General features: G+C 42.4%; 17 protein-coding genes. 12 read left to right on the forward strand and 5 right to left on the reverse strand.

What is annotated here, in order from left to right; translation table 11 throughout:
* Window positions 1–10 precede the first annotated feature (10 nt).
* The 6 genes from LQ226_RS18730 (at window position 11) to LQ226_RS18755 (ending at window position 7,475) form a co-directional block, all read left to right on the forward strand.
* The gene (locus LQ226_RS18730; RefSeq protein WP_231419578.1) at window positions 11–1,786 is read left to right on the forward strand and encodes a putative 2-aminoethylphosphonate ABC transporter permease subunit; all 1,776 of its coding nucleotides are present in this window, start codon (window positions 11–13) and stop codon (window positions 1,784–1,786) included.
* 13 nt (window positions 1,787–1,799) lie between these two features.
* Window positions 1,800–2,609, forward strand: a complete 810-nt coding sequence (phnX, locus tag LQ226_RS18735) for a phosphonoacetaldehyde hydrolase (RefSeq protein WP_231419579.1) — start codon at window positions 1,800–1,802, stop codon at window positions 2,607–2,609.
* The gene (pbfA, locus tag LQ226_RS18740) at window positions 2,602–3,951 is read left to right on the forward strand and encodes a (R)-1-hydroxy-2-aminoethylphosphonate ammonia-lyase (protein ID WP_231419580.1); all 1,350 of its coding nucleotides are present in this window, start codon (window positions 2,602–2,604) and stop codon (window positions 3,949–3,951) included. Before phnX ends, pbfA begins: the two co-directional genes overlap by 8 nt.
* Before the next feature lie 15 nt (window positions 3,952–3,966).
* Window positions 3,967–5,091: a 2-aminoethylphosphonate--pyruvate transaminase gene (gene phnW / locus LQ226_RS18745; protein ID WP_231419581.1), complete on the forward strand. Its 1,125-nt coding sequence runs from the start codon at window positions 3,967–3,969 to the stop codon at window positions 5,089–5,091.
* 135 nt (window positions 5,092–5,226) lie between these two features.
* On the forward strand, window positions 5,227–6,018 hold the full coding sequence (locus tag LQ226_RS18750) for a DeoR/GlpR family DNA-binding transcription regulator (protein WP_231419582.1): 792 nt from the start codon (window positions 5,227–5,229) through the stop codon (window positions 6,016–6,018).
* 158 nt (window positions 6,019–6,176) lie between these two features.
* Window positions 6,177–7,475 carry a globin-coupled sensor protein gene (locus LQ226_RS18755; protein ID WP_231419583.1) on the forward strand — a complete coding sequence of 433 codons (1,299 nt, stop codon included), beginning with the start codon at window positions 6,177–6,179 and terminating at the stop codon, window positions 7,473–7,475.
* A gap of 37 nt (window positions 7,476–7,512) precedes the next feature.
* On the opposite strand, the gene LQ226_RS18760 is transcribed toward LQ226_RS18755, so the two are convergent.
* From LQ226_RS18760 to LQ226_RS18770, 3 genes are all read right to left on the reverse strand, one after another.
* The gene (locus LQ226_RS18760) at window positions 7,513–8,520 is read right to left on the reverse strand and encodes a S8 family peptidase (protein WP_231419584.1); all 1,008 of its coding nucleotides are present in this window, start codon (window positions 8,518–8,520) and stop codon (window positions 7,513–7,515) included.
* A 196-nt stretch (window positions 8,521–8,716) separates the two neighbouring features.
* Window positions 8,717–9,235, reverse strand: coding sequence for a sunset domain-containing protein (locus tag LQ226_RS18765; protein ID WP_231419585.1), 519 nt, complete (start codon window positions 9,233–9,235; stop codon window positions 8,717–8,719).
* Window positions 9,236–9,719: 484 nt separating this feature from the next.
* Window positions 9,720–10,355, reverse strand: a complete 636-nt coding sequence (locus LQ226_RS18770) for a uracil-DNA glycosylase (RefSeq protein WP_231419586.1) — start codon at window positions 10,353–10,355, stop codon at window positions 9,720–9,722.
* A 122-nt stretch (window positions 10,356–10,477) separates the two neighbouring features.
* On the opposite strand from LQ226_RS18770, the gene LQ226_RS18775 reads away from it, so the two are divergent.
* Window positions 10,478–11,032 (forward strand): LOG family protein, encoded by a 555-nt coding sequence (locus LQ226_RS18775; protein WP_231419587.1) that lies wholly within the window; start codon window positions 10,478–10,480, stop codon window positions 11,030–11,032.
* A 25-nt stretch (window positions 11,033–11,057) separates the two neighbouring features.
* Here the strand turns inward: LQ226_RS18775 and LQ226_RS18780 are convergent, their stop codons facing one another.
* Window positions 11,058–11,540: a hypothetical protein gene (locus LQ226_RS18780; RefSeq protein WP_231419588.1), complete on the reverse strand. Its 483-nt coding sequence runs from the start codon at window positions 11,538–11,540 to the stop codon at window positions 11,058–11,060.
* A 156-nt stretch (window positions 11,541–11,696) separates the two neighbouring features.
* On the opposite strand from LQ226_RS18780, the gene LQ226_RS18785 reads away from it, so the two are divergent.
* Window positions 11,697–12,080 carry a DoxX family protein gene (locus tag LQ226_RS18785; RefSeq protein ID WP_354665919.1) on the forward strand — a complete coding sequence of 128 codons (384 nt, stop codon included), beginning with the start codon at window positions 11,697–11,699 and terminating at the stop codon, window positions 12,078–12,080.
* 153 nt (window positions 12,081–12,233) lie between these two features.
* Window positions 12,234–13,241, forward strand: coding sequence for a cation diffusion facilitator family transporter (locus LQ226_RS18790; protein ID WP_231419589.1), 1,008 nt, complete (start codon window positions 12,234–12,236; stop codon window positions 13,239–13,241).
* Window positions 13,242–13,365: 124 nt separating this feature from the next.
* Here the strand turns inward: LQ226_RS18790 and LQ226_RS18795 are convergent, their stop codons facing one another.
* Complete coding sequence (locus tag LQ226_RS18795) at window positions 13,366–14,799, reverse strand: DUF2254 domain-containing protein (protein ID WP_231419590.1); 1,434 nt, start codon at window positions 14,797–14,799, stop codon at window positions 13,366–13,368.
* A gap of 132 nt (window positions 14,800–14,931) precedes the next feature.
* Between LQ226_RS18795 and LQ226_RS18800 the strand changes: the two genes are divergently transcribed.
* The 3 genes from LQ226_RS18800 to LQ226_RS18810 all read left to right on the forward strand — a co-directional run bounded on the left by LQ226_RS18800 (window position 14,932) and on the right by LQ226_RS18810 (window position 16,128).
* Window positions 14,932–15,384, forward strand: coding sequence for a GNAT family N-acetyltransferase (locus LQ226_RS18800; protein ID WP_231419591.1), 453 nt, complete (start codon window positions 14,932–14,934; stop codon window positions 15,382–15,384).
* Window positions 15,385–15,541: 157 nt separating this feature from the next.
* A complete protein-coding gene (locus LQ226_RS18805; protein WP_231419592.1) occupies window positions 15,542–15,736 on the forward strand; it encodes a hypothetical protein in 195 nt (64 codons plus the stop codon).
* A 101-nt stretch (window positions 15,737–15,837) separates the two neighbouring features.
* Window positions 15,838–16,128, forward strand: coding sequence for a YkvA family protein (locus LQ226_RS18810; RefSeq protein ID WP_231419593.1), 291 nt, complete (start codon window positions 15,838–15,840; stop codon window positions 16,126–16,128).
* Window positions 16,129–16,229: the final 101 nt, after the last annotated feature.

The raw sequence follows: 16,229 nt of genomic DNA on the forward strand, positions 1-16,229 counted from the left end.
GAGAATCTCTATGATTACAGCATTGAAAACAATATTAGGATACCGGGAAACCGTTCCTCAACAGACAAGTGCATCGGGGCAATGGCAACGCTTGCTAATTGTATGCATGGTGGTAGGGCTATGCACCTTCATGGTGTTGCCAGTCATTGAGCTCATGGAGCGCGCTCTTCAGAATCGGGGCGGTGAATATATAGGCTTTGAGAACTTTTTTACTTATTTCTCATCTCCGAGCCTGTTTCAATCAGCCTATCATACTGTAACAGTAGCCGTTATTACAACTGTCATTTCAGTGGGTGCTGCTCTCTTATACGCATACGCTATTGAACGTACCCGCATGAAAGGAAAGACATTCTTTACTTATATGGCACTGCTCCCGTTATTTGCTCCAACAATGATGTATGGTATTTCCCTGATTTATTTGTTTGGGAACAATGGTGTAATTACAACAGGATTCTTCGGCACGCTAGAGGACTGGTTCGGGATTGGAGAATGGGATTTTGATATCTATGGGCTGAAAGGAATTGTTTTATCTGAAGTGATCTTTACGTTTCCACAAGCCTTTTTAATTCTAAAGGTGGCTCTATCCACTGCCGACCAGCGTTTATATGAAGCGGCTGACACTCTTGGAGCTAGTAAACTGAGGAAAGTGTTTACGGTCACACTACCAAATATAAAATATGGTTTGGTGAGCGCGATATTCGTTTGTTTCACCCTTAGCTTTACAGATTTTGGAGCTCCGAAAGTAGTTGGAGGACAATACAACGTACTAGCTACAGATGTTTATAAACAGGTGATCGGACAACAGAACTTCTCCATGGGAGCAACGGTTGGAATCATTTTGACGATTCCGGCTGTCATAGCTTTTGTGGTGGATCAGATTATACAACGAAAGAAAGAAGCGGGTGTTAGCTCCAGAGCTGTCCCGTATAAGACTCCGCCTAATAAAAGACGAGACCATTTATATACACTTTACTGTTCAACCGTTTCTGGTATGTTCCTTTTATTGTTTGGAGCGATTGTGGCAGCAGCGTTTGTTAAAGTGTGGCCATATGATTTCTCTCTTACCTTCAGACATTTTGGGTTTGGGAATGTAGCGGGTGATGGACTCAAACCCTATTGGAATAGTCTGCTAGTCTCTGGCTTAACAGCTGTTATTGGAACTTTCCTCATTTTCCTGGGTGCTTATCTGGTAGAGAAATCCCGGTATATGAAAGTTATTAGGAAGATTTCTTACTTTCTTTCTATTTTACCGATCGCTCTTCCTGGGCTTGTCATCGGACTTGCATTTATCTTCTTCTTTAATCAGCAAATGTTTCAGGTTCCGTTTACGACGATCGAATTTATGAATCCATTCAATTGGCTCTATGGGTCTGTGTTTATATTAGTGTTGGCGAATCTTGTACACTTCTATTCCGTTTCATTCCTAACGGCTACCACTTCTTTGAAGCAGCAAGACAAGGCGTATGAATCTGTTTCAGAAGCCATGGATGTTCCTTTTTATAAAACATTCGTAAGGGTGACGATGCCCCTTTCTTTACCAGCTATTCTAGAAATGGCGATGTATCTGTTTGTAAATTCAATGACAACTATATCGGCTGTTGTATTTCTTTATTCACCGGAGTGGAAACTCGCGTCTATAGCGATGGTGAATATGGATGATGCAGGAGATATTGCTCCTGCTGCTGCGATGGCGCTCTTAATTATTGTTACAAATATACTCGTCCGCACACTATATGAAGTTGCATCTCGGTTTCTCTTTAAAAAAACACATGCGTGGAAACGATGAAAGGATGGTTACTATGAATAACCGAATTAAAGGAGTCATTTTTGACTGGGCTGGTACAACAGTAGATTATGGGTGTTTTGCTCCTGTAAATGTCTTTATTGAAGTATTTCGAAAGCGCGGGGTTCACATCACTTTAGAAGAGGCAAGGGAGCCCATGGGGTTATTGAAGATTGACCATATACGAGCGATCTGTCAGATGGACCGGGTAACAAAGGAGTGGGAAGGGCTACACGGTGAAGAGCCTTCAGAAGTGGACGTTAGGGCATTATATGAAGACTTTGAGCCAATGATGTTTCGCGTTTTAGAAAACTATGCTGAACCTATCCCTCACGTGTTGGAGGCCGTAGAAGATATTCGAAATAAAGGAATAAAAATCGGTTCGACTACTGGCTATACAAAAGAGATGGTCGAAGTCGTAGCGCGAGAAGCAAAGAAGAAAGGCTATGCCCCTGATTCGATTGTAGCTTCAACAGAAGTTTCCTCAGGCAGACCTTTGCCGTGGATGTGTTATGCAAATGCGATGAATCTTGGTGTCTATCCTATGCAACAAATGATGAAAGTTGGCGACACCACAAGTGATATGGCAGAAGGATTGAATGCAGGTATGTTGACTGTAGGAGTTGTAAAAGGGAGCAGTACACTCGGGTTAACGAAAGACCAGGTTGATGCCATGGAAAACACAGAGCTGAATGCCCGAATAGAAAAGGCCAAGCGCGTTTTAACCGAAGCAGGTGCGCATTACGTCATTGAGGATATGAGTGAATTGCCTGGTTTGATCGATGAAATAAACCAAGCACAAGAGTCTGAAGTAGCTCATGTATAAGTCTTATTTGTATGGGGAGGGGGATAGCAATCACTCTCCATTACGAAGAAACCATTTTGAAAACCAAAGCCGTGAGACTAAAGAATGGTTGATCGACGATCAAGAGACTTTTTTCCACCAATCCCTGTCTACCCCTTGCCTTGACGTCGTAGAAGAGGCGAAAGGTCCTTTCTTAACCATGATTGATGGAAAAGTTGTATACGATTTTCATGGGAACGCTGTTCATCAAGTAGGATTCGGCCATCCGCGAGTAATTGAAGCGATGAAAGAACAACTCGACACGTTAAGTTTCTCCACAAGACGCTATACAAATAAACCTGCTATACAGTTGGGTAAGAAGTTAGCTGAATTGGCACCTGGTTCTTTATCAAAATGTTTATTTGCCCCAGGGGCGACGTCTGCAATTGGTATGGCGTTAAAGCTAGCTAGATTCACGACAGGTAAATATAAAACAATCTCGATGTGGGAGTCTTTTCACGGTGCCTCTATGGACGCGTTGTCTGTTGGAGGTGAGGCTCACTTTCGTCGCCAAATAGGTCCACTCCTTCCTGGAGCTATTCATGTTCCCCCAATTCAAACATACAGACCATTATGGGAGGGGGCGAGCCTTGATGATCGACAATTAGCGAACTACATTGAGTATATTGTAAAGCAAGACGGAGAAATTGGAGCTTTTGTAATGGAACCAATCCGGAATACGGATGTGCAAATGCCTTCAAAAGCATTTATGAAAAAGCTCAGGGGGATTTGTACAGAGCACAATATAAAATTAATTTTTGATGAAACAGCTATTGGTTTAGGGAGAACAGGAGAGATGTTTGCTTTTGAGCACTATGATATAGAGCCAGATATGGTTGTGCTTGGTAAAGGACTTGGAGGGGGTGCTTTCCCTATGGCCGCTCTTCTAGCTGATCAAGCGCTCGATCAAGTGGAAGAAACTTCACTTGGGCATTACACGCATGAGAAGTCTCCTGTAGGCGCAGTAGCCGCGCTAACCACAATCGAAGTGATTGAAGAGGAAGGGCTACTGGAGCGATCGAGACAGTTGGAAGGTACGCTCAGAGCTAGACTCGAAACCATGAAGGAATCTTATCCTATTATTGGGGATGTGCGAGGCATCGGACTCTTGTTTGGTATTGAACTTGTGAAGGACCGTAATACAAAAGAAAAAGCGAGAGAAGAAGCGGACAAAATCATGCACACGTGTTTACAGAACGGACTAAGTTTTAAAGTATCTAAGGGAAATGTGCTTCAACTTTGTCCACCGTTAACCATTACGGAAGAACAGCTCACAGAAGCGCTTACTATCTTGGAACAGGCTCTGATGGAAAGTGAGAATTGAAAGGAGACGTAAACGATGAATTTTTATAACGATCAAAATCCTTACCTCTTATTAACTCCAGGCCCTCTATCTACTTCTTCAGGTGTAAGAGAGGCAATGTTAAGAGATTGGTGTACATGGGATGATGAGTATAAATCCCTTGTGCAATCCATTCGTTCTGATTTATTAACAATTGGAAGGGTATCGTCAGAGGACTATACGACTGTGTTAATGCAAGGAAGCGGGACATTTAGTGTGGAATCTGTGCTTGGCACTGCTATTCCGTCAGAAGGAAAACTGCTCGTTATTGCCAATGGTGCATATGGAAACCGGATAGCAACGATTGCTGAGCGTCTTAATATACCGGTTACAGTCGTGTGTGGAGAGGAATCTAGTGCTCCGGATTTAGTAGGGATTGAACGTGAGCTGAGAGAAGATCAGAGCATTACACATGTAGCGGTCGTGCATTGTGAAACGACAACAGGGATGGTCAATCCAATCGAAGCAATCGGGAGACTTGTAAAGCAGTATAACAAGATTTATATCGTGGATGCGATGAGCAGCTTTGGCGGGATAGAGATTTCAATGAAGAACATAGGGATTGATTTCTTAATCAGCAGTGCGAATAAATGCATACAAGGTGTCCCGGGTTTTGGGTTTATTATTGCTGCTCGATATGAGCTTAATAAATGTGCGAATCAGGCCCGATCCTTGTCGCTCGATCTATATGATCAGTGGGTCACAATGGAGGATGAACAGGGAAAGTGGCGTTTTACATCTCCAACACATACGGTCCATGCCTTCAAGCAAGCCCTTGAGGAACTGAAGGAAGAAGGTGGGATAACAGCGAGGGGTGAGCGCTATCGCACCAATCAAAGAAGACTTGTAAGGGGCATGAGGACGTTAGGATTTGAGACCTTGCTACCGGATGTCAATCAATCACCGATCATTACATCATTCCTTGAGCCGGTCCATGATTCGTTTCGTTTCCAAGATTTTTATATGAAATTAAAAGAACAAGGATTTGTGATCTACCCTGGTAAAGTTACAAATCAGTCAACGTTCCGGATTGGCAATATTGGAGCCATCAACGAAGAAGATATTGAGCGCCTTTTAGAAGCGATTGAAAAGAGTATGTATTGGCTAGAGCCAATAGGTTAAAAAGAAGCCTTTTCACCTAAGAGAATTTTTAGAGAGTTAAGAGTTCACGAAGAAATTGTTTCAGGTCATAATATGTTTAAGTTGGATTGAAGCGTTACAATAGAGAAAGTAGAACGTTTAGAGGAGGAACTGAAAGTGTCATTGGTAGCAGAAGAGAGAAAGAGAAAGATTGTTCAGTTGTTAAATGATAAAGGAAAAGTGCGTGTGAATGAATTAGCCGAGATGCTAGATGTCTCAACGGAAACGATTCGACGGCACCTGGATGACCTTGAGAATGAACATAAACTGAAGAAAGTGTACGGGGGAGCGATTCGTGTGCAGTTAGAAACTGAACTCCCGCACTATGAGCGAACTTCAATTCGAACATCAGAGAAACAGCTGATTGGTAGACTTGCAGCAGAGCAAGTTCAGGATCATGATGTGATTGTAATTGATGAAGGGAGTACGCCGCTTCAATTAATTCCTTTCCTTACGCACAAGAACAATCTCACCATTATGACAAGTTCGGTACCTGCTTTAAATATGCTTATTGATTATAAGAAGAAGCAACTCATCGATGCAAGAGTGATCTTCATAGGCGGAGAAGTAGATGCAGATCATTTACGTGTATCTGGCCCAATTGCGGAGAAGATCATGGATGATTTCTATGTAGACAAGGCGTTTATTGCGACCGACGGTGTTGATATACGCTATGGGATAACAAGCTATGATCCGAATAAGGCTATGTTTACGAGAAAACTTATCGAGCATGCGGATGAAACGTTTATTTTGGCTGATCACTCTAAGATAGGTCAACGAACTTATGCGAAAATGGCGAACCTTGAAGACGTTTTTGCTGTCATTTGTAATCAGTCAGCTCCAGCTCATTGGAATGGTGATTTAGAACATTATGAAACAAATTGGATTTCCCCTCAGGCCAGAGAATAGAGTATCTGGCTTTTTTAATATTAAAATTTAAAAGTGAAAGAATGGAACCTTTCTTTCGGAAGGTTTCCCCTTAACAATCTCCAAGGAACTGACGAAATATAAGGTAGACATGTATATAAAAAGTAGCTTTTACGTTACGCAGGGGGAGAACAATTTTAATGCCACTACTTAGTTTATTGACCAAAAGAGAGAAGCGCCAACATGAAGAGATGAACGTAGAAGGATTTGATGTTTGTCTTGAAGTTCCTGAGGAGATCAGAAGACAGCTTGATGTGATCGGACTAAATGAGAGAGATCTACAAGTGATGAGATGGCTAGAGCCGATCGTTTGTAATCATATTGATGAAATTACAGAAGAGTTTTATGCCAATATTACCAAGCAACCGAATTTATTAGAAATTATTGATCATCATAGTACGCTTGAACGTTTGAAATCGACGTTGAAACAGCATATAGAAGAGCTGTTTAATGGCCAAGTAGATAAGAATTTCCTCGAGAAGCGGTATCGCATTGCGTTTGCTCACGTGCGTGTAGGGTTGGAAACGAAGTGGTATGTAGGGGCGTTTCAAAGCCTGTTAAATTCTTCGTTTGATATCCTGAAAACTGAGGTGAAAGATCCTGACCATTTCTGCGAATCGATTCAATCACTGACAAAGATGCTGAACTTCGAACAACAGCTCGTCATTGAGGCTTACGAACAGGAACATAAAAGGCTTCGTCATGAACAACAAGAGCAGGCGGAAGAACTGCACCGCAAAGTTCGTGATGTAGCCCATGAGTTAGCCGGTACTTCTCAGGAAACTAGTTCCTCGATCACCGAGCTTACATCTCAATCTTATAATGTGAAAGAAATGGCGAACCAGGGTATTGAATTAGCTAAGAAATCTGAACACGCCTCAGAAACCGGAAAAAGGCAAGTGGAGTATCAAAATGAGAATATGGAAAACATGGAACAAGGCATGGAAAGAATCACAAAGAATGCACAAGGGTTAAGGGATGTTTCGAAACGCATTACGGAAGTGATTGATATTGTGAGTGGGATCGCTGAGCAAACGAATCTGCTTGCTTTAAATGCTTCTATTGAATCTGCACGTGCAGGGGAGTATGGAAAAGGGTTTGCGGTGGTAGCTGAAGAGATTCGAAAACTTTCTGAACAGACGAAAGACTCTACGTCGACGGTTGCTGATTTGATTAAGGATGTGAATCAGCAGAGTGCCCACGTAACAGAATCGATTGATAATATACGTTCGTTTGTAGAACTAGGGAAGGACAGCATGAAGGAGACAACGGACTCGTTTGGTACGATTTTAACGGATATGCGAGAGACAGTTCAGCAAAATGAGCGGATTGATCAAGAGATTAGACAATTACTTGAGAATATTAAAGAGATGGATGAAGCGTCTGCAACTGTAGCCTCCTCAGCCGATCGTTTAACTCAAATGACCGAACAAATGTAAGAGAAAGACTTGTCTCCATTGGAGGAGACAAGTCTTTTTATACTTCTACTTTTTCTGTGTTTCGCTTGACTAAATCATTCCAGTCAATGGTGTAGAGATTGAGAAGACTCTCGAGTTTATGAACTAAACCTAGAGTGAGGAAGCCATTTCCTTGCCCTTGCTGGGTACTTCCTATTGGAGCCGTACGTTTAATCAGTTGGGCATAAACCTCTGCTTCTGAGAGTTTTCTATTTAATTGCTTTTCAGCGAGGTGAATGAGTAATGCCAATGCACCAGATACGTGTGGAGTGGCCATAGAAGTACCTGATAGCCTTGCGTACCTTCCATCTGTGTAGGTAGAGAGAATATTGACACCTGGTGCTACAAGGTCAATCTCATCATTGGTATTCGTGAAGTCAGCGATGTTTCGATTAAAGTCAGCAGCCCCGACTTGAATCACTTCGTTGTAGGCGCCAGGATAGGCATATTCATTGGTGTTCTCACGTCCGTCCCCTTCGTTTCCGGCGGCACAAACGACGGATATTCCGGAATCGACAGCTGATTTGATCGCCTCGTGAAGTTCTGGAACATCTTTAGGGCCGCCTAGAGACATGGACATCACTCGCACTTTCTCACCATCTGGACCTTCCCATTCTCGTGCATAGTTTATAGCGTCAATGATCCAATCATAGTTGCCACGGCCATCGCCTGTTAATACTTTAAGAACAAGCAGCTGGCTTGCTGGAGCAACACCTACGACGCCTTTTGTTGTTTCAGATGCAGCGATTGTCCCTGCGACATGCGTACCGTGACCGTTGTTGTCAGCGTAATTGGTCTCGTCACTATCGTAATCTGTCGTAAAGTTACGTCCGTCGATGATTTGGCCTTTTAGGTTAGGATGGTCTAGCTGGCATCCCGTATCAATAACGGCTACAACGCTGCCTTTTCCTTTTGAGGTTTGTTCCCATATAGCGGGTGCTTCTATCATGCGCACACCTTCTGGGATCATTGATGTGCTCTCAAATACATCTTCTGTTTTGTAAGGAATCAGATACATGTTCTCCATGGTAATCCCTCCTCAATGTGATTACTTGAATCGTACACGAAAGAGAAAAGAAAATAAATTAGAATATTCTAACTTTTGTAAAAATAACCATTTTGACCTAGGGGAGATGGGACTATGGGAAGGGGATTTTTTGTAGAATAATGGCAGTATTGTTCAGCCAAAAGAAAAAGGTTTGCTACCTATGGTTAGCAAACCTTTAACGTCGTGATTTTCGGTATCCTGCTGCTTCTGCTTCTGAAGGGGTGTTAAACATTTCAATAGCCTTTACACGGTTATAATATTGACCGCCAGGCATATGATAGATTTTTTCTCCTTTAGCATTTTGATTACCTTTTATGGGTTGCGGGTTAAGGGAGCGATCAATCTCGCTCGTCTCAACTTCAGATCTCAGCTCTTCTCTAATGCGTTCTCTCGTCTCTGTGAATAGCTCACTCTCTTTAAGTTCTGCCTTTCCTGACTCAACTGTCTCTGCTAGACTCTTAAACTCGTCTTTCTCTTCTGAACTTTTAAACTCTTCTGCCTCTGCAAACTCAACTAACTCGGTCTCATCTGATTCTCTGTGGCTTGGCTTTTTCTGGATCGTAGGGGCTTGAACAGTGCGAGGTGCGGAACGAAGCCGCTTATTGCGATGAGACGGATTCACGATAAGCAAAGCCCACATGATTCCACTTGCGATTACGGCTAAGTAAGCGAGTAAAACACCGAATCTTTTCATCTTCCTCTCCTCCTTACACCTATTGTAGCCCCTACACTCCCCATCGTCCAACCCACAACCCGCCATGCCCCTCAAATCTTCACTTAATCACCGTAATAAAGGGTGTCAGACACCCTTTATCACTTTCCCGCTGTGCAGTGGTACTTGGTGTCTGGCACGCTGTGATCTTTTGCAGTGTTAGAGTGGGGGAGGTTGTCTGGAATATGAGTGGTCTGGAAAGAGATATTCCTGCCCATGCTCCTTTTCAAATATCAACACTTAAACGCTTGAACGCTTTTAAGTGTTAAAGTATAAGGTTATAAAAATATGCCAGCTTCTATGCTAGCAAGGACGAATAGATCCATTCGGAGTGTCGTCCAACTATATGATGATCTGCTTTATATCTTAAACGCTTAAAAGTGCTAAAGTCAACTCTTTTTTCCATTTAACGTTTTGCTTTAACGGAGTGAAGGGTGTCAGACACCCTTCACTCCGTTAAAGGGAATTAGCGGTTTAGCCATTGTTTGAGGTTTTCGAAGTCTTGATAGATGGTGTCTCTCAAGGAGCCGTTGTAGAGGACCGCTGCTGGGTGGTACATCGGGAAGATCGTATAGGATTCTTCTGTGAGCTCATAAGACTCGTTTTCTTCTCCGGTCCATTTGTAAATAGGTTGGTTTAAGACAGTGCCATGAACGTCAGAAATCTTATAATCTTTTCCGATTAAGCGCCTTAATGCAATGTTCCCAAGTGTAATTAAGATCTTGGGGTTCATTTCATCAATCTGATAATCAAGGAGCGGGGCATGGGCAAGTATTTCTTTTTGATTTGGCGTTCGATTCGGTGTTTTGGTAGTAGGGTTACCTTTTCGGTCTGTTGTTTCAACCACTTTATAAGGGCGACTACGGACAACACTTGTTATATAAAGCTCTTCGCGATCTACGCCAATCGATTCAAAGAATTCAGTTAGCTTCTCGCCCGCTTGTCCGATAAAGGGAACCCCTTGTTCTACTTCATTTCTTCCTGGGGCTTCTCCAATCACCATAATCTCAGCATGCTTAGGTCCTTTACCGGGCACAAATCCCTCTGTTTGGTAAGGTTGAATTCTCTTTTCCCCTAGTTTTTTCAAATGGTCTGGAAACATCTTGATCGCCTCCCGTAAAATCATATCGTATCTTTAATCTTTACATTTCCCTGCTTTTATTCATTTGAAAAATCCTCTATACTTTTAGTAATTTCATACTTAGAAACAATTGAGGTGATTGGATGAAAAGGATTGCTGTGTTTTGTGGATCTAGTGTTGGTGCGTCTGAGACATATAAAGAAGATGCAGTTAGGTTAGGGAAAATCCTTGCCAAAGAAGGTATTACCCTCGTTTACGGAGGTTCAAGCGTAGGGCTTATGGGAGCTGTGGCAGATACAGTTCTTTCTGAAGGGGGAGAAGCGATCGGGGTCATCCCTCGGAAACTCGTGGAGCGGGAAATTGCTCACGCCAGTCTTACGGAATTACATGTGGTGGAATCCATGCATGAGCGGAAGGCCAAAATGGCGGAGTTATCTGATGCGTTTATTACATTGCCAGGTGGAGCAGGAACACTCGAAGAGTTTTTTGAGGTGTACACATGGGCCCAGATCGGCATTCATCAGAAGCCTTTTGGTATTTTAAATACAAATCAGTATTACACCCCATTAATTTCTTTGTTCGACCACATGGTTAATGAGAAATTCTTAAGAAAAGAGAACCGTGATATGGTCATCATCGAAGAGGATTCAGAGACGCTCTTAACAAAATTCAAAACCTTTATTGCTTCACAGAGCTAAACGGTGCCAGACACCCTTTATTGTACTAAAGGGGTCTGGCACTTTTTTTGGCTTGGATGGAGATGATGATTCCAATCAGGAGGGGGAGGGGCATAATGACGAGGTAGCGGTAATCGCCTGTTGCAATGGTGAGTGTAACAAATAGAATGGTACTGCCAACTCCTAATGCAAGGCCCCCGACAAACTTCAGTAGATGATCTGGCTCTTCTTCAGAAGACATCCGAATGGATTGGATTGCTCCGACAATCCCCCAACTACCAAGGTGAGTGGCTAAAAGAATAGAAACGACAGGTGCTACCGATAATTCCATCCCCATCATGGAAAGGGTTAACACAATATAGATGGCGAATAGAGTGGCGTACCAGGAAAACGAGCGGGCAGTTTGCCATATTTGCTCATACATTTCATCAAGCCCCCGGTTCTTTCGGGCTTTCTTCCGTCCGAAATACCATCCAGATAATCCTCCTAAGACACCAATATACATCCAAATGAGTGCACCTATTTCCATTCCACATAACCTCCAGTATTTTCTAATTATTAAGTAAAGTTTACTTTACATTAGAACCTTAGTCAAGTGTACTTTACAAAATAAATGAAGTGTTAGGTTTTGAAGACAGGGAGATCAATCAAGTAACATAGTAGGGGAGGAAAGGAGTTTCTCGTTGTGAAATCAATCGTAAAAGGAATTGGACTCGTTTTATTTAGTTTATTTTTCATCGTGGCAGGTGTCATTCACTTCACACAAGTTGAAGGGTTTGCCGCTATGATCCCGGATGTCATTCCGTTTCGAAACCTGATTGTCTATGTGACAGGGGTTATTGAGTGGATCCTTGCCATTTTGTTGTTGATCCCTTCCACAAGGCGACAAGCTGGGATTTGGACTGCTGTATATCTTGTTCTTATTTTCCCGGCAAACATTTATGCCGCTATTGCAGGGATACCCGCACCAGGCTCTGAAGAAGCTAATACTACCCTTTTATGGGTTCGTCTGTTGTTCCAGCCGCTGTTAATCTGGTGGGTACTTGCTGTTTCTAAAGTTCAAAAGTAACGCTCACTGTTAAGCTAGTCTCTCAAGAAGGAGACTGGCTTTTCTATATCCTCCGGGTCTATGGTTTGGCTATTGTTTGTTCCATTCATGAAATGTACAGATTTCGGGATACTAACAATAGCAAAAGCATTTGGAAGGCAGGAGGTATAAGGTATGGCATCCCAATCGTGGATTGAATTAATAAAAAAAGGAAACAAATCCTCGGCATACGCTGCAGTTGGTAACTTAATTATCGCCATTGCTAAAGCAGTAGGGGCAGTCTTTAGTGGAAGCGGGGCAATGCTTGCGTCAACGCTTCATTCCTTTGCGGATTCGGTGAACCAGGGATTTGTATTTGCAGGAAGCGTCCTTGCAGAAAAAGAGCCAACGTCCCGTTTCCCGACAGGTTTTGGAAGGGTCATTAATATATTTGTCATGATTGCTGTTATTATCGTTACGATTTTGGGCTATGAGTCCGTTAAGGAAGGCTGGCATTTGATTCAACATCCTAAAGAATCAGGAGGATTTTGGCTTAATGTGGGCATTCTTCTATTGAATATTGCAATCGACGGGGGAATTTTAGTTAAAGCGATGAAGGAAATTAATAAAGAAGCGAAGGAAGAGGCAACGGGTTTAAAGATCCCGGCACAAGCCATTCAAAACCTCCCTCAAGCTTCTCCGCCTACTCGCCTGGTGTTTTTTGAAGACGTTGTAGCAGTAACAGGAGCCGTGCTAGCTCTAATCGCCGTGACGATCACCACGTTTACAAACTTTGCAATCTTAGATGGAATTGTCACCCTTCTTATCGGGTTATTGATGTTTGCCGTAGCGTTTCGTGTAGGCTATGAGAACATGATAGGTCTGATTGGAGTAGCAGCTCCCCGTGATGTTGAGCGAGACGTGGCAAAGTCCATATTGGAACATCCACAAGTCGTTGATATCAGAAGAATGCGTATTGTAAAGGAAGGTCGCACGTATCATGTTGAAGCCATGCTCGAATTAGAAAAAGGACTATCCTTAGCCGAAGCGGATGATATTAAATTCAAGGTATGGGATCGCTTGTTAAAGAGTGATGATATCTCAGATGTGTCATTAGGCATTATCGAAACCAACGAAGAAGAAGACTGGGACCCAAAGAAAAACGAACGAAACAGCTCCTGGTCTCATCCAGAAGAAGAATAAAACTTCACCACTTTAAAGAGAAAACGCGTGCCAGACACCCTGCACTGCTTTAGAGCGAAGAAGGGTGTCTGGCACGCTTCTTTGTAGTAGTGCACTAAAGTGCTGGGGTAAAAAATGCTGCCCTTTATGAATTTTGGGCAGCGTTTTGTTGGGATTTATATGGATCGGCTGTTGGGTGTTCGGATTCAATGATTTGTTCTCGGATGTCTTCGTACTCTTCTTTGTGGCCTGTGGTCTCACTTAGTTCCTTTAAGGCTTCTAGTAAGTAGTGCTGATCTAGTTCATAGATGTGCAAGGATTGAAACCCGTAGACGGTATTGCATCCAAATTCCCATAAGGTCTGGTGGTGGCTCGTATCCACCGACTTCGCTAACAGATTCATTACGCGTAGAATCTCTGTGATAATTTGAATGTTCCCCTCAGCATAGTGACGGATATATCCATACCCTTTATATAAATAGAATTCGAAGCTCTCACCAGGTATGATTAAACGCAATTGTTTTTCATTGTCCACGAGGTAAGGGGGAATATTCATCATTCTGGAGATCTTAAGGAGTAATTCCCCTAGCTGATGAATGATATTGCTCACGGTCTTTGGATCATTGTTGCCAAGAGCTTTTATGGCAATTTCTGAGAGTTTATTAAGGCCATGCTCCACATCTTGAATTTCTGTTTGCTTCTGTCCGACCTCCAACATGCCTAAGTATGTATTGTGGTCGATGTCGGGGACACGATCATCCGTGCTCCAATAGGACAGAATAGGATTTCCTTCTAACAGGAAGGTCCCTACGCTTGCTTCTAATTGCACAACCACATGATCCTTTTGAGCCTGATCAATAATTTGGTCAAAATTAATGAGCTGAATATAGCCAGATTGCTTTGTATAGATCTTCTCAGGTTGCTCAGGCTTCTTCTTGGCTTCTTGTTCGTGAAAAAGAGTGTCCGTGCTGCGATAAGGGGACATTTCTTTGTTGATCGATTGATCTAAGATTTGTTTACTGATGGATTGCATGTTGTAAGAAATGTTATGCACCTGCATCCAAGTTGTTGAGTGGTTGATAAAATAAATAAAAGTAACAGCTGCAAATAATGCGACAAGCGTCGTGATAAGTGGAATGGCCACAAATGTCTGATCTTCGTAATTGGTAATAAAAATAAATAGGGTTAGTACATACACAAATGCACCGTTAAAAATCCCCAAAACATGTTGGGTTCGTTTATCAGAGACGAAGTTCAACAACATCCTGGGGGAAAACTGCCCACTAAACGTTGTGAGCACGACGAGGAGGGAGTTTAAAGTGTAGGCACTTAGCGTTAGAATTCCTCCAATTAAGGTTGTAATCAGCATCCTCGAGACAGATGCTTTTGATTGTAGGAATTTCGGCACCCAATCTCCTAATTGTACGTTTAAATCGACTAATAAGACGATGGCTGCAAATAAGAATGAACCAAAAATGTAGATAGCTGGTGTGAACCATAGCGTTAGTTTTAGTTCGTGTTTTCGTAGTCTCTCTGACATTTCTAAATATTTTCGTATTCCTGGTGGGATGATTTTCATGAGTCGATCGATCCTCCTTCTAACTACCTTCTTTCCCCAAGCGATGCTTCTGTAAAACTATTTCAATACTACTTTTTTCAATCCTCATGATTCCTTATAATTAGTGTAATAAATAAAAAGGGGAGTCTTCGTATGGAGTGGATATTAAAATCTTATGAAGAGTTAAGCAAAAGGGAATTGCACATTATTTTTAAAGAACGGGTTCAAGTGTTTGTGGTGGAGCAGAACTGTCCTTACCCGGAAGTAGATGGCGATGATGATCAGGCCGAACACTTGTGGCTTGAAGACCAGGGAGAGATCGTCGCCTATTGTCGCCTTTTCCCATCAGGGGTGAAATATGAGGAAGCATCAATCGGTCGAATATTTGTGAAAGAAGAACGCAGAGGAGAAGGGCATGCTAAGGTCTTATTAGAAAAAGCCTTACATACGATCCTTCAACTATGGGGGGAGAAAGCCATTAAAATCCAAGCTCAACACTATCTCAACACCTTCTATACATCATTAGGATTCTCCAACATAAGCGATGTCTACCTAGAAGACGGCATCCCCCACGTAGACATGCTCTTAACCACTGCACAGAACTAAAGCGTGCCAGACACCCACTGTTCTTGTAATGCGCCACCGTAATAAAGCGTGTCAGACACCCATCGCTCTTGTAATGCAATAACGCGGTGAAGGGGTGTTGATGGATGAGTATTTTTATCGTTTCGGTGCATTCTAAGGGGTGGAAGGGGCGATGAATATGGCAGTGAAAAAGAGTAACGAGAAGAGTATTAATTTGCTTTGGAAAGTTATCTTTCTCATAATGGCTTTGATTATTTTGACAGCCATTTTTATCTTCATAGCTTATGCAAATTTCAATGATGAAGAAACGAGTTATCGTTTTCTTTCAGGCGCAACGTTATATGTGAATCATTTTCTTATGAATGCATGCTAAACCCATTAGCATGCATTTTCCTTTGAAATGTAGATACAATGGCTCCTATAACGGGTAATGGAGTAATGGAGCAACTATTTACATGAAATGAAGGTGATGACGTGCGAAAGCTTTGGAGAAGGATACGTTTTCTTCTTAATATACGTAAGTCCGTTCCTTTCCTATGGGAGTTCTTTACAACGAAAGAAGTTGCGAGTCAGAAGAAAGTTCTTTCTGTAGGTTTTTTACTCTTATACATCGTGATTCCTTTTGACATTATTCCGGATTTCCTTGCCTTTTTTGGTATTCTGGACGATGTCACGATCTTCACATTTGTGTTACAACAGATTGTGAAAATGGCTCCTCCTTCTTTACAAGATAAATATGACTTGGATGGCAAGGCGAAGACATAAAGACCTTTCGGAGCATCATGATCTCCAGAGGTCTTTTTTCTATGAAATCAACGGAGCACATTCAAGCAAAGAGGAATTCTCCCCTTGCGTTTCGAATGTAT

The sequence above is a fragment of the Pontibacillus sp. HN14 genome (genome assembly GCF_021129245.1).
In the GTDB taxonomy this organism is placed as follows: domain Bacteria; phylum Bacillota; class Bacilli; order Bacillales; family BH030062; genus Pontibacillus.

What these genes read in the sequence shown, in the direction of transcription:
- LQ226_RS18730 (WP_231419578.1), top strand. Translation starts at nt 11, where the DNA reads ATGATTACAGCATTGAAAACAATATTAGGATACCGGGAAACCGTTCCT.
- phnX (WP_231419579.1), top strand. Translation starts at nt 1,800, where the DNA reads ATGAATAACCGAATTAAAGGAGTCATTTTTGACTGGGCTGGTACAACA.
- pbfA (WP_231419580.1), top strand. Translation starts at nt 2,602, where the DNA reads ATGTATAAGTCTTATTTGTATGGGGAGGGGGATAGCAATCACTCTCCA.
- phnW (WP_231419581.1), top strand. Translation starts at nt 3,967, where the DNA reads ATGAATTTTTATAACGATCAAAATCCTTACCTCTTATTAACTCCAGGC.
- LQ226_RS18755 (WP_231419583.1), top strand. Translation starts at nt 6,177, where the DNA reads ATGCCACTACTTAGTTTATTGACCAAAAGAGAGAAGCGCCAACATGAA.
- LQ226_RS18760 (WP_231419584.1), bottom strand. Translation starts at nt 8,520, where the DNA reads ATGGAGAACATGTATCTGATTCCTTACAAAACAGAAGATGTATTTGAG.
- LQ226_RS18765 (WP_231419585.1), bottom strand. Translation starts at nt 9,235, where the DNA reads ATGAAAAGATTCGGTGTTTTACTCGCTTACTTAGCCGTAATCGCAAGT.
- LQ226_RS18770 (WP_231419586.1), bottom strand. Translation starts at nt 10,355, where the DNA reads ATGTTTCCAGACCATTTGAAAAAACTAGGGGAAAAGAGAATTCAACCT.
- LQ226_RS18775 (WP_231419587.1), top strand. Translation starts at nt 10,478, where the DNA reads ATGAAAAGGATTGCTGTGTTTTGTGGATCTAGTGTTGGTGCGTCTGAG.
- LQ226_RS18780 (WP_231419588.1), bottom strand. Translation starts at nt 11,540, where the DNA reads ATGGAAATAGGTGCACTCATTTGGATGTATATTGGTGTCTTAGGAGGA.
- LQ226_RS18790 (WP_231419589.1), top strand. Translation starts at nt 12,234, where the DNA reads ATGGCATCCCAATCGTGGATTGAATTAATAAAAAAAGGAAACAAATCC.
- LQ226_RS18795 (WP_231419590.1), bottom strand. Translation starts at nt 14,799, where the DNA reads ATGAAAATCATCCCACCAGGAATACGAAAATATTTAGAAATGTCAGAG.
- LQ226_RS18800 (WP_231419591.1), top strand. Translation starts at nt 14,932, where the DNA reads ATGGAGTGGATATTAAAATCTTATGAAGAGTTAAGCAAAAGGGAATTG.
- LQ226_RS18805 (WP_231419592.1), top strand. Translation starts at nt 15,542, where the DNA reads ATGGCAGTGAAAAAGAGTAACGAGAAGAGTATTAATTTGCTTTGGAAA.